This window comes from Kiloniella sp. (assembly GCF_048259265.1).
Taxonomy (GTDB): domain Bacteria; phylum Pseudomonadota; class Alphaproteobacteria; order Kiloniellales; family Kiloniellaceae; genus Kiloniella.
Map to the genome: position 1 here is coordinate 461822 of NZ_JBLXHT010000001.1, position 12033 is coordinate 473854.

The window sequence follows — 12033 nt, forward strand, 5'->3', positions numbered from 1 at the left end:
AAACGCGTATGATGGTATTTTTATTCCTGAATCACCGATAAAACGGTCGTTAATAACCATGAAAAGGATTTTGGCTTTCCCATTATATCCTCGGCCCAATTCGGGTTCTTTCAGGGAGGATTAAATATGAGAGCAAAATCAGGCTTTCTAAAAGGTTTGAATCCGACCATGGCAATATGGTCGAAGTTTCTTGTCTTCGCCTTGGTGATTATGGCGTTCGTCGCCACCGAAGGCGTTGGTGATTTTTTTACAGGAATTAACAATTTCCTGGTTGGCACCATGAAATGGTACTACTTGGGAATTGTTGCATCTTTCTTGTTTTTTGTTATTTGGTTACTGTTTAGTCGATACGGTAATCTTCGTTTGGGTAAAGACAGCGACAGACCGGAATTCAGTTATTTTTCCTGGTTCGCAATGCTGTTTGGTGCTGGCATGGGGATCGGTCTAGTCTTCTGGTCAATTGCTGAACCAATTTACCACTTTCAGTCTAACCCCTTTATTTCAGAAGATGCGTCGCAAACAGCAGAAGCGGCACAAGTCGCCATGCGCATCACTTTGTTTCACTGGGGATTACACCCATGGGCTATTTACGTAATTGTTGCCCTGTCATTGGCTTACTTTGCCTACCGCAAAGACTTGCCTTTGACCATTCGTTCTTCACTGTATCCACTTATTGGTGAACGCATCTATGGTCCTATTGGGCATCTCGCTGATCTATTGGCTGTGTATGGTACAGTCTTTGGTGTTGCGACGTCTCTTGGGCTTGGTGTTCAGCAAATGGCCACCGGACTGTATGAAATTACTGGCTGGGGTTTCTGGATTACGGAAACGATCACCGACGGCGTTACGAAAACCGAACCCGCCTTGGCAGCAATGATGGTGTTGATTGCCATTATTTCTGGTTTGGCAACGATCTCTGTCGTGTCTGGCGTCGGTAAAGGGGTTAAAATCCTTTCCGAGGTTAATCTGTGGTTGTCCATTGCAATTCTGGCATTTTTTATTGCTTTCGGCCCAACCCGTTATCTTCTCGGATCATTCCTGCAGAACATGGGTGATTATATAGGAAATGTAATTCCTTTGAGCCTCTGGACCAATGCAAATGATGAAGCAAGTCAATGGCAAGGCTGGTGGACAGCTTTCTATTGGGGGTGGTGGATGTCATGGGCACCATTTGTAGGTATGTTTATTGCGCGTATTTCACGTGGCCGGACAATCCGTGAATTTATTCTAGGTGTTCTATTGGTGCCAACATTACTTGGTGCTGTCTGGTTAACCGCATTTGGTGGTACGGCATTGCATATCGAGCTCTTTGGTGACGGGGGTATCGTCGAGGCAGTTAAGTCTGATTTGACGTCAGCTCTATATGTAACCTTGCAAAAAATGAATGCTGGTTTCATGGGATCAATCGCTGCGATTGTTGCGACACTCCTTATTGCGACCTATTTCATTACCTCTTCTGACTCAGGCACTTTGGTGGTGAACACCTTATTATCAGTCGGGGATGAAAATCCACCTACTGTACACCGAGTCATTTGGGGGCTTGGGGAAGGTTTTGTTGCTGCCGCGCTATTAATGGCAGGGGGGCTAAAAGCCTTACAGGCGGCGGCGATTGCTGCAGCATTGCCATTCTCAATTATCATGATCTTTATGATGATTGGCTTGGTAAAGTCTCTTCGTCAGGAAGATTTAGGAATTGCTTATGCACCAAGCGGAGACCGTGTTAGCGGAAGTTTGAACGACTAACCGTTTATGCGTAAACGTTACTAAATGAAACGGCCCCACTAAATGTTGGGGCCGTTTTTGTGCAATTTCTATTTTGATACTTTGGGATAAAGGGACTCTATTTCTTCCTCATATAGCTCAATAACTTTGTGGCGTCGCACTTTTAGCGTTGGTGTCATCATTTCATTGTCAATTGTGAAAGGTTCTTTGGCGATCACAAATTTACGCACTTTCTCAAGCGGGGAGAGCTGTTTGTTGATTTGATCAACGGCTTTGGCGATAGAGATTTTTAACGAAGGATTGTTGTGTACAGAGGCGAGAACGGCGGCAACTCCGTTGGCTTCTCCCCATAGGTCGAGAAACTCATCATCCGGCACGATAATAGCCGTTAAGTGAGGGCGTTTGTTCCCGTATACCATGACTTGATGAATTGAAGGATGGAGAGATAGCTCCCCTTCTACACGAGCAGGGGAAACGTTATCACCCCCGGATAAAACGATAATATCCTTTTTGCGGTCAGTGATCTTTAAGCGTCCACGATGATCAATTTCGCCAATATCTCCGGTATGTAGCCAACCACCTATAATGGTTTCATCGGTGTATTTCTGATCATTCCAATAACCTGACATCAAAAGCTCGCCCGAAGCCAGTATTTCGCCGTCATCAGCGATTTTGATTTCAACACCCCTGAGTTGAGGGCCGACAGTGGACATATCTATTTTGTCGTGCCTGTTAACCGCGATAACTGGTGCCGCCTCTGTCTGTCCATAGCCCTGGAGAATTGTCAGGCCAAGCGCATGAAAAAACAGTCCGACATCCTCATTCAGGGCCGCGCCGCCGGAAACCATTGCTTTCAGGCGCCCCCCAAAACGCTGACGAAGTTTGTTACGAACCAATTTTTCCAAGAGGCGATCTTGAAGGTTTTCGACCAACCCGAGATTATCCGACTGATAGTACTTTTTTCGGCCGAGGGCTTCTGCTTTGTAGAATAGTTTGCGTTTGAGCGGTTTTTCTTTTTCCAAGCCACGGGTAATGCGACTGTGCATGGACTCAAATAATCTGGGAACTGCCGTCATAATAGTCGGACGGGCCTCAGCAAGGTTGCGCAACAGATGTTCTGCCCCTTCGCCGTAGTAGATTTGCGCCCCCAGCAGTAATGGGAAAAACTGTCCGGCTGTATGTTCGTAAGCATGGGAAAGAGGAAGGAACGAAAGAAATATCTCATCACCCAAGCCAAGGTGATAGAGAACGTCCCAAGCGCCTTCACAGTTACAAAGTATTGCGCCGTGACTTAACATGACTCCCTTGGGAAGTCCGCCCGTTCCTGATGTGTAGATGAGACAGGCAGTATCTTTTCTGGTGAGCTTATCTGCCTCTGCTTCGATATCCTCCGAAAGGTTATCCCCTTCGGCGATTAAATGCTCCCAATCATGTATTGGCAGTTCTGATTTGCCTTCGCTGATCTCAAAGATGTCCATGTCATCCTTGTCGATCGTATCCATTGTAATGGCCCACAGACAATTGGGGGCTTCCTTTGCCGCGGGAAGAGACCTTTTACAAAGAGCTTTCGTGGAGACAATAATCCCCTTGGCATCTGAATGGTCAAGGACGTGCTTATGGTTGGCGTGGGTATTTGTTGTGTAGGCTGGAACAGATATCCCTCCGGCAGCCATGATGGCCAGATCAGCAATAAACCATTCGGGTCTATTTTCGGCAACAAGGACAACTCTGTCACCTTTTTCAAGCCCGATCGTTTTCAGGCTACGTGCCAGTGCGGTTATCCGCCGAGATGTTTCCTCCCAACTAATGGGCCAGTATTGTTTGTTCTCTTTGAACCAAAGAAAAGGTTGTTCTTTTTTTTCTTTCGCGTGCGCGTAAAAAAGACTGACAAGGTTCTTGTAGTGCGGCGGAGAAATAGTTTGTTCCATGTTCCTTGTTAGGCCTTTACCTGTTCGCGTGATTTCTTATCATTATGTATTGTAATATTTGGCGATTCACACCTTGTTTTCAATTTCTAGATCCTAACTTATACAGACAACGTTCGTATTTGAAGACCGCGTTTGCGGAATGAGAGGAATTTTTATGACCGAAGCTGCTCACCCCAAAGAAGTAAATGATGAAAAGCTTGGTACTTTACCCGCCTGGGATTTGACTGATCTTTATCCCGCACCAGATTCTACCGAACTGGAAAATGATCTGGTTGCTGTCGAAAAATCAGCCATTGCTTTTAATGCTAAATATGCGGGGAAATTAGCGGATCTGGACGGGGATGCTCTTTGTACTGCGATTGAATCGTTTGAAACGACGCAAGAGATTATGGGCAAGGTGATGAGCTATGCCTATCTGGTCTACGCCGGTAATATGAGTGATCCGGAAGTTGGAAAATTTTTCCAGTCTATGCAGGAACGCAGCACAGGTATTTCGTCACACATCTTGTTTTTCTCTCTAGAGCTGAATCAGTTGGACGAGGGTGATCTACAGATCAAGATAACAGATAGCTCACTTGCCAAATATGCCCCTTGGTTGAGAGATTTACGGGCGCAAAAAGATTATCAACTTTCTGATGATGTGGAAAAAATTCTCCACGAGAAGCGTGTTTCCGGTCGCTCAGCATGGGTACGCCTGTTTGATGAAACGATGGCGAGCCTTCGCTTCCCTTATATGGGGGAAGAATTTAGTTCGGCACAGATTCTGAATAAACTCAGTGATCGCGACCCCAAAGCACGTAAAGAAGCGGCTCAGTCACTGGGAAAGGTGTTGGGCGAAAATCAGCGCCTTTTTGCGCATATCACGAATACTTTGGCGAAAGATAAAGAAGTCGAAGATCTGGCGCGTGGTTTCTCTCTCCCTGTTTCTTCCCGGAACCTCGCTAACGTTGTCGAAGACGAAGTCGTTGATGCTTTGGTAAGTTCGGTGTCTGATTCTTATCAGGATCTTGCGCATCGTTATTATAAGCTGAAAGCAAAGTGGTTTGGTGTAGAGCAACTTCCTTACTGGGATCGTAATGCCCCCCTGCCGGATGACGATGATGATGTTATTACGTGGGCCGATGCAACAGAGACTGTGTTGACTGCCTACGCAGGATTTTCGCCAAAGCTTGCTGAAGTGGGACAAAAGTTTTTTGATAACCCTTGGATTGATGCGCCTGTTCGTCCAGGTAAGGCGCCGGGTGCCTTTGCTCATCCGACCGTCCCTTGTGCGCACCCTTATTTACTTGTGAATTATCAAGGTCGGACACGAGATGTTATGACCTTGGCGCATGAGCTTGGGCATGGCGTACATCAGGTTCTAGCCGGGGGGCAAGGACCACTCATGTCGGATACGCCGTTAACGCTTGCTGAAACGGCTTCTGTTTTTGGTGAAATGCTGACTTTCCAGTCTGTCTTGAAAAAGAAAGCGGATGCCAAGGCGCGTAAGATCATGCTGGCTTCCAAAGTGGAAGACATGCTGAACACTGTCGTGCGACAGGTCGCGATGCACCAGTTCGAAACTCGAGTTCATGATGAACGTCGTAAAGGGGAACTGTTGCCCGAACAGCTTGGTGAAATTTGGATGCAGACCCAAAAAGCAAGCTTGGGGCCTGCTATTCGTTTCGAAGATGAATACGCAGCCTATTGGTCTTATGTCCCACACTTTATCCATGCACCGTTTTACGTTTATGCCTACGCGTTCGGGGATTGTCTGGTCAATTCACTCTATGCGGTTTACCAGCAAAGCGAGGATGGGTTCGCAGAAAAGTATCTTGATATGCTCTCTGCTGGTGGTTCAAAGCGTCACAAAGAGTTGCTCGCGCCCTTTGGTCTAGATGCAAGTGATCCGGATTTTTGGAAACAGGGACTCAAAGTTGTATCTGGATTTATTGATCAGCTGGAAGCTATGGAGGAATAATATTGCTCTGTTGTGATTTACCAGCCTCAAGGCAGGAGTTCCTTGAGGCTGGTAATGACTTAAGCCAAGGTAAGTGACCCAGTTTCAAGGAATGATTCAAGGTTTTTGATATAAGGCGCTGGATCGATGTTGTGGCGATCAAGCCATTCTTGGCTGTAATAGGTATCGAGATAGCGATCACCGGAATCGCAGATCAAGGTGACGATACTGCCTTTTTCTTTACGGGCTCTCATTTCGGACATGAGAAGAAAGGCACCATAAAGATTTGTTCCTGTGGATGCCCCGCATTTGCGTCCAAGTAGTTTTTCCAGAACGTTGATTGCAGCAATTGAAGCGGCATCTGGAATTTGAATCATACGATCAACCAGACTGGGCACAAAAGAAAGCTCAACTCTTGGGCGGCCGATGCCTTCAATTCGTGATCCAGAACTGGTTAGGTTTTTATCACCCGTTTTGTAGAAGTCATAAAAGACTGAACTTTCCGGATCAACGACGCAGAGTTTTGTTTCGTGCGTACAGGATTGATCATAGCGGATAAAGCGGCCGAGTGTTGCTGATGTGCCGCCCGTACCTGCGCTGGCTACAATCCATTCCGGGCAGGGGTGGGGTTCTAGCGCCATTTGCGAAAACAAAGACTGCGCAATGTTATTATTGCCCCGCCAATCGGTCGCGCGCTCTGCATAGGTGAATTGATCCATATAGTGGCCGTTTAACTCGTGCGCGAGCCGTTCTGATTCTGTGTAGATGTCTTTCGCATCAACCAGATGGCATTCACCACCATAAAATTCAATTTGTGCCAGTTTTTTTCGAGCTGTGGTTTTGGGCACGACGGCAATAAATCTTAGATTTAGTAATCGGGAAAAGTATGCCTCGGATATTGCTGTGCTACCTGATGATGCCTCGATAATGGTGGTATCCGGCCCAATCCATCCGTTACAAAGACCATAAAGAAAGAGTGATCTTGCAAGCCGATGTTTCAGACTGCCTGTCGGGTGTGTGCTTTCATCTTTAAAATATAAATCAACGCCAAGGCAACTTGGCAAATCCAACTTGATAAGGTGGGTATCAGAAGATCGGTTATAATCCGCTTCGATTTTGTTGAGAGCTTGTTGAACCCAAAGTCTTTTATTCATTAGAAAATCCGAAAATCGTAGTTCTTAAAAACACAGGATAACATAAGCTTTGATCCTGTTGATATCTTTGCGGGCGAAGGTATATGACCAATGGTGTTATTTTCTCTCAAATATAAGCATAATTTAGATTTTTATTGGGATAATTTCCCAAAATTTTTTGCCTGCAAGGTGAGGAAGATTGAGTTGGTACTTTTGAAGGTCAAACACCATATAAAGGTTTAACGTTTCATGTTTGGCAAGTTTCAGAGATTGTACGAAAGATCAGCAGAATGCAGGATGACGAAGATCTCCAAGATATAAGCGATTCAGGATCACGTCTCTCGGGGCGTTTGAAACGCTATGCTAAAGTCGGGAGCTCTGTGGGAGGGCTTGCTGCACAGGTTGTTGGAAATCGTGTGTTGGGGACAGGTCTAAACTCTGCAAAACATTCGGCAGAGTTGAAGAACGCTTTGGGAGGGCTTAAAGGGCCTTTGATGAAAGCGGCACAAATTCTTGCGACGATTCCCGACGCACTCCCCAAAGAATATGCCGAAGAGCTCCGTCAGCTTCAATCAAATGCACCATCCATGGGGTGGTTGTTTGTGAAGCGTCGCATGAAGACGGAGATGGGGACGGGGTGGCAGAGAAAATTCCAATCCTTTGATCAAGTCGCAACGGCAGCTGCATCACTTGGTCAGGTCCACCGTGCGATTGCTTTGGATGGGCAAGAGCTTGCCTGTAAATTGCAATATCCGGACATGATTTCGGCCGTTGAGGCTGACTTAAAACAGCTTGCTTTGTTGTTCGGGATTTATCGGCGTTATGACAAGGCGATTGATCCTTCAAATATCTTACACGAATTAACCGATCGCTTACGAGAAGAGCTGGATTATCAACGTGAAGCGCAAAACATGGGACTTTACGGGCACATGCTTGTAGATGAAAAACATGTATGTGTACCGAAAGCTGTTCCCGAGTTAACGACCAATCGTTTGATCACGATGAACTGGCTTGATGGTGTTCCGCTTCTTAATTTCATCAGTTCTCATGAAAACGATCTGGAAATGCGAAATCAGGTCGCGATGAATATGTTTCGTGCCTGGTATGTTCCCTTTTATAAATATGGCGTTATTCATGGTGATCCTCACCTCGGCAACTATTCCATACGAGAGAACGGTGATGTCAATTTGTTGGATTTTGGATGTATCCGTGTTTTTGATGCATCTTTTGTTAAGGGGGTTATTGATCTTTATTTTGGGCTTGAACGAGATGACGAAGACTTGGCTGTTCAAGCTTATGAAAGCTGGGGTTTTAAAATTCAAAGCCGAGAGATGCTAAATACGCTAAACATATGGGCGCATTTTCTTTATGGACCTCTGCTTCAGGATCGAAAAAGAACCATAGTTGATGATTATCAGGGGGGCGCTTACGGTGCCGGAGTAGCAAATAAGGTACATCAGGAACTACGTCGATTAGGTGGGGTCAAACCACCAAGGGAATTTGTTCTCATGGATCGTGCTGCTGTCGGTCTTGGGTCAGTGTTCATGCACTTGAATGCCGAAATAAACTGGCACCAACTGTTTCATGATCTTATTTCAGATTTTGATCACCAGATTTTGTTGGAAAGACAAACATCAGCCTTAAACGAATTCAATGTTCCAATTCCGACACGTGCATAAAGTAGATCTGTAAGCAGCTATTTGTCAGCTGTGAATACAGGCGAATCGATATTTTTAATATACTACATCAATAATTTGTTATTTGTGGGTGAAATTATTTCCCAACTGGCACAGGTGTTTTCCTTGGCTTATGGCGTTTTTAGAATGTTTTTGTGCAGTGCACACTTGCAGCTTTGATTTTAATTGCCTTTTAATAACAATGACAATTTGTTGGATGTTTCGATCCAACGACAATTCTTGTGGGGAGAAAATATGAAAATTGCTATTCCCAAGGAGCGTCGCCCGAATGAAACACGGGTCGCTGCTTCTCCTGAGACGGTGAAAAAACTCGCCGCTTTGGGGTGTGATGTCTTTGTGGAAAAAGGAGCAGGTGTTGCAGCCAGCTTCACGGATACAGCGTATAAGGATGCTGGCGCGACGATTGGGAAAGATGCCGCGACAACCTACAAGGATGCTAAAGCTGTTCTAAAGGTTCAAAAGCCAATTGCAGGCGGTAAAGATGATGAACTTAAGGTTTTGCTTAAAGGTACCATCGTTGTCTCAATAGCAGATCCTTATCGTTCTGAGAAAGAATTGGATGCTTATGCAGAGGCTGGATTAACAGCATTTGCAATGGATTTTGTACCGCGTATTACCCGTGCACAATCGATGGATGTTTTGTCAAGCCAATCAAATTTGGCAGGATATAAATCTGTGTTGGACGGTGCTGCGGTGTTCAATCGTGCTTTTCCGATGATGATGACCGCTGCCGGGACTATTGCTCCGGCCAAGGTCTTTGTCATGGGGGCAGGGGTTGCCGGACTACAAGCTATTGCAACGGCACGGCGCCTTGGTGCTGTTGTATCGGCGACGGATGTTCGTCCGGCTTCGAAAGAACAAGTTGAATCGCTTGGGGCAAAGTTTGTTGCTGTTGAAGACGATGAGTTTAAACAGGCTGAAACCGCTGGTGGTTACGCAAAAGAGATGTCGGATGCCTATAAGGCAAAACAGGCAACCTTGATTGCAGAGACCATTGCCAAGGTTGATATGGTCATTACCACGGCATTGATACCAGGACGTCCTGCGCCAGTATTGGTAACGGCAGAAATGGTCAAGTCAATGAAACCAGGATCGGTGATTGTTGACCTTGCTGTCGAAAACGGTGGTAACTGTGAACTGTCTGTAGCCGGAAAAGTTGTTGAAAAGGATGGTGTATCCATCGTTGGTTATAATAATGTTCCCGGACGTTTGGCGACGGATGCATCTTCGCTCTATGCCAAGAACGTTTTCAATTTCTTTGAACTTCTGTTCGATAAAGAAGCTAAGGAATTAAAAATTGACTGGAATGACGAAATCATCAAAGGAACCTGTGTAACACACGAAGGTTCGATTGTTCATCCAGCGTTGGCCCATACTGAAAAAAAGGCGGCTTCTAAAACAGAGACAAAGACAGCGGCCGAAGGTGAGCCAGCAACACCAAAATCAGCGGCCCAGAAGACTGCTATAAAAACGACAGTAAGAAAAACAACTACGACGAAAAAAGAATCTTCTAAACGGGCGCCTGCTAAGAAAACAACAGCGAAGCAAACGACAAAGGCTGCGGCGAACAAAGCTGCTCCAAAGCCTAAAGCGGCGCCTAAAAAAGCGTCGGCTAAGTCTGCTGAAAGTAAGCCCGAGACAAACACTGAACCTAAAGATGGGGGAGATGCCTAATGTCTAGTGAGGAATTTATAAACAAGGCAACTGACGTCGCTAATTCAGCACGTGCCTTATCTGACGAGGTTGCATCTCTTGCATCTGAGGCCAGTCGCCTTGCTATCGACACGGCCGGGCAAAGTGCAGGGTCCCCATTTATTATGGGCCTGACGGTGTTGGTTTTAGCTGTGTTTGTTGGCTATTACGTTGTCTGGAATGTAACCCCTGCATTGCACTCGCCTTTGATGGCGGTAACCAATGCCATTTCATCGGTGATTATTGTTGGCGCATTGATTGCTGCGGGACCAGCCGATGTTGGTTTTAGCGAAATCATGGGTTTCATTGCCATTGTGTTGGCTGCTGTGAACATCTTTGGTGGTTTTATCGTCGCGCAGCGTATGCTGCAAATGTTCAAGAAAAAGCAATAGGGGGAGCTTACTATGTCATCAGATCTTTCTGCTCTGTTATATCTGGCTGCTTCAGTCTGCTTTATTATGGCGCTTCGCGGGCTTTCACACCCGACAACCAGCCGACAGGGAAATATTTTTGGTATCGTTGGAATGGTTCTGGCCATCGGAACGACCCTTATGGCACCTGGCGTGGTGAGTTTTGGCACCATTCTTCTTGGACTGCTTGTCGGTGGGGCTATTGGTACCGTCATTGCCTTGCGCATTAAAATGACTGCCTTGCCGCAACTTGTTGCAGCCTTCCACAGTCTTGTCGGTTTGGCCGCGGTTTGTGTTGCTTTAGCAACCTTCTACAAACCAGAAGCCTATGGTATCGGACGGGTTGGCGATATTCAGATCTCAAGTCTTGTTGAATTGGCAATTGGTACAGCCGTTGGTGCGATTACCTTTACGGGATCAGTGGTCGCGTTTGCTAAGCTGCAAGGACTTGTTTCGGGTGCACCGCTGGTCTTCAAGATGCAACACATGCTTAATGCTGCACTTGGTGCGTTAGTTGTTGTGCTGCTTGTTTTGCTCTGTACAACACAGGAACCTCTTTATCTCTGGGTATTGATCGCGGTTACACTGTTGCTTGGCTTCTTACTGATTTTGCCGATTGGCGGTGCGGATATGCCTGTTGTTGTGTCCATGCTGAATTCCTATTCAGGCTGGGCCGCGTGTGGCATCGGTTTTACCCTGCAAAACAACTTGTTGATTATCACAGGTGCACTGGTTGGTTCTTCGGGGGCTATCCTCAGCTACATCATGTGTAAAGCCATGAACCGTTCTTTTATCAGCGTTATCCTTGGTGGCTTTGGAGCCGAGGCTGATGATGGTCCCGCCGGGAGCGGCGGTGATGATGATCGGGTTGTAAAATCCGGCTCTGGCGATGATGCGGCTTTCCTGATGAAAAATGCGGGGTCAGTTGTTATTGTGCCGGGATACGGTATGGCTGTTGCACAGGCTCAGCATACGCTGCGTGAAATGGTTGATTTGCTCAAAGCTGATGGGGTTAATGTGCGTTATGCTATTCATCCTGTTGCTGGGCGTATGCCGGGGCACATGAACGTGTTGCTGGCTGAAGCATCTGTGCCTTATGACGAGGTGCTAGAGATGGACGAGATCAATCGCGATTTCAAATCAACGGATGTTGTTTTTGTTATCGGTGCGAATGACATTACTAACCCAGCTGCCAAGACAGATCCCAAATCACCTATTTATGGGATGCCTATTCTGGAAGTTGATCAGGCCCAGACCGTTCTCTTTGTAAAGCGTGGTATGTCTGCTGGATATGCTGGTGTTCAGAACGAGCTTTTCTTCCGGGACAACACGATGATGCTGTTCGGTGATGCGAAACAGATGTGCGAGAAGATTGTGAAATCTTTGGAGCAACTCTAAGAGCTTCTTATCGTTGCTGTATTGGAAAAGGGCATCCTCGGATGTCCTTTTTATTTGTTTTTCTGTTGTAAGAACCTCGCACTAAAGAACCAACATGCGGTAGTTTTTTTACAA

8 protein-coding genes are annotated in these 12033 nt (G+C 46.2%); 6 read left to right on the forward strand and 2 right to left on the reverse strand.

The window, feature by feature from the left end; genetic code table 11:
• Nucleotides 1–126 precede the first annotated feature (126 nt).
• Nucleotides 127–1743, forward strand: coding sequence for a BCCT family transporter (locus tag ACN0QW_RS02215; RefSeq protein ID WP_417428385.1), 1617 nt, complete (start codon nt 127–129; stop codon nt 1741–1743).
• A 68-nt stretch (nt 1744–1811) separates the two neighbouring features.
• Here the strand turns inward: ACN0QW_RS02215 and ACN0QW_RS02220 are convergent, their stop codons facing one another.
• Complete coding sequence (locus ACN0QW_RS02220) at nt 1812–3650, reverse strand: AMP-dependent synthetase/ligase (RefSeq protein WP_417428387.1); 1839 nt, start codon at nt 3648–3650, stop codon at nt 1812–1814.
• Between the two features lie 154 nt (nt 3651–3804).
• Between ACN0QW_RS02220 and ACN0QW_RS02225 the strand changes: the two genes are divergently transcribed.
• Nucleotides 3805–5610 carry a M3 family oligoendopeptidase gene (locus tag ACN0QW_RS02225; protein ID WP_417428389.1) on the forward strand — a complete coding sequence of 602 codons (1806 nt, stop codon included), beginning with the start codon at nt 3805–3807 and terminating at the stop codon, nt 5608–5610.
• A 59-nt stretch (nt 5611–5669) separates the two neighbouring features.
• Here ACN0QW_RS02225 and ACN0QW_RS02230 read toward each other — a convergent pair whose 3' ends face one another.
• A complete protein-coding gene (locus tag ACN0QW_RS02230; protein WP_417428391.1) occupies nt 5670–6743 on the reverse strand; it encodes a PLP-dependent cysteine synthase family protein in 1074 nt (357 codons plus the stop codon).
• A gap of 269 nt (nt 6744–7012) precedes the next feature.
• Here ACN0QW_RS02230 and ACN0QW_RS02235 point away from each other — a divergent pair, with 269 nt between their 5' ends.
• The 4 genes from ACN0QW_RS02235 (at nt 7013) to ACN0QW_RS02250 (ending at nt 11919) form a co-directional block, all read left to right on the forward strand.
• Nucleotides 7013–8401 carry an ABC1 kinase family protein gene (locus ACN0QW_RS02235; protein ID WP_417428393.1) on the forward strand — a complete coding sequence of 463 codons (1389 nt, stop codon included), beginning with the start codon at nt 7013–7015 and terminating at the stop codon, nt 8399–8401.
• Nucleotides 8402–8653: 252 nt separating this feature from the next.
• Complete coding sequence (locus ACN0QW_RS02240) at nt 8654–10093, forward strand: Re/Si-specific NAD(P)(+) transhydrogenase subunit alpha (RefSeq protein WP_417428395.1); 1440 nt, start codon at nt 8654–8656, stop codon at nt 10091–10093.
• On the forward strand, nt 10093–10503 hold the full coding sequence (locus tag ACN0QW_RS02245) for an NAD(P) transhydrogenase subunit alpha (protein ID WP_299373676.1): 411 nt from the start codon (nt 10093–10095) through the stop codon (nt 10501–10503). The genes ACN0QW_RS02240 and ACN0QW_RS02245 overlap by 1 nt, the downstream gene beginning before the upstream one ends.
• Before the next feature lie 12 nt (nt 10504–10515).
• Complete coding sequence (locus ACN0QW_RS02250) at nt 10516–11919, forward strand: NAD(P)(+) transhydrogenase (Re/Si-specific) subunit beta (protein ID WP_299373674.1); 1404 nt, start codon at nt 10516–10518, stop codon at nt 11917–11919.
• Nucleotides 11920–12033 lie beyond the last annotated feature (114 nt).

Excerpts from the sequence above, each read along its gene's own strand:
- ACN0QW_RS02235 (WP_417428393.1), top strand. The coding sequence starts at position 7,013 with ATGCAGGATGACGAAGATCTCCAAGATATAAGCGATTCAGGATCACGT.
- ACN0QW_RS02230 (WP_417428391.1), bottom strand. The coding sequence starts at position 6,743 with ATGAATAAAAGACTTTGGGTTCAACAAGCTCTCAACAAAATCGAAGCG.
- ACN0QW_RS02220 (WP_417428387.1), bottom strand. The coding sequence starts at position 3,650 with ATGGAACAAACTATTTCTCCGCCGCACTACAAGAACCTTGTCAGTCTT.
- ACN0QW_RS02240 (WP_417428395.1), top strand. The coding sequence starts at position 8,654 with ATGAAAATTGCTATTCCCAAGGAGCGTCGCCCGAATGAAACACGGGTC.
- ACN0QW_RS02245 (WP_299373676.1), top strand. The coding sequence starts at position 10,093 with ATGTCTAGTGAGGAATTTATAAACAAGGCAACTGACGTCGCTAATTCA.
- ACN0QW_RS02215 (WP_417428385.1), top strand. The coding sequence starts at position 127 with ATGAGAGCAAAATCAGGCTTTCTAAAAGGTTTGAATCCGACCATGGCA.
- ACN0QW_RS02250 (WP_299373674.1), top strand. The coding sequence starts at position 10,516 with ATGTCATCAGATCTTTCTGCTCTGTTATATCTGGCTGCTTCAGTCTGC.
- ACN0QW_RS02225 (WP_417428389.1), top strand. The coding sequence starts at position 3,805 with ATGACCGAAGCTGCTCACCCCAAAGAAGTAAATGATGAAAAGCTTGGT.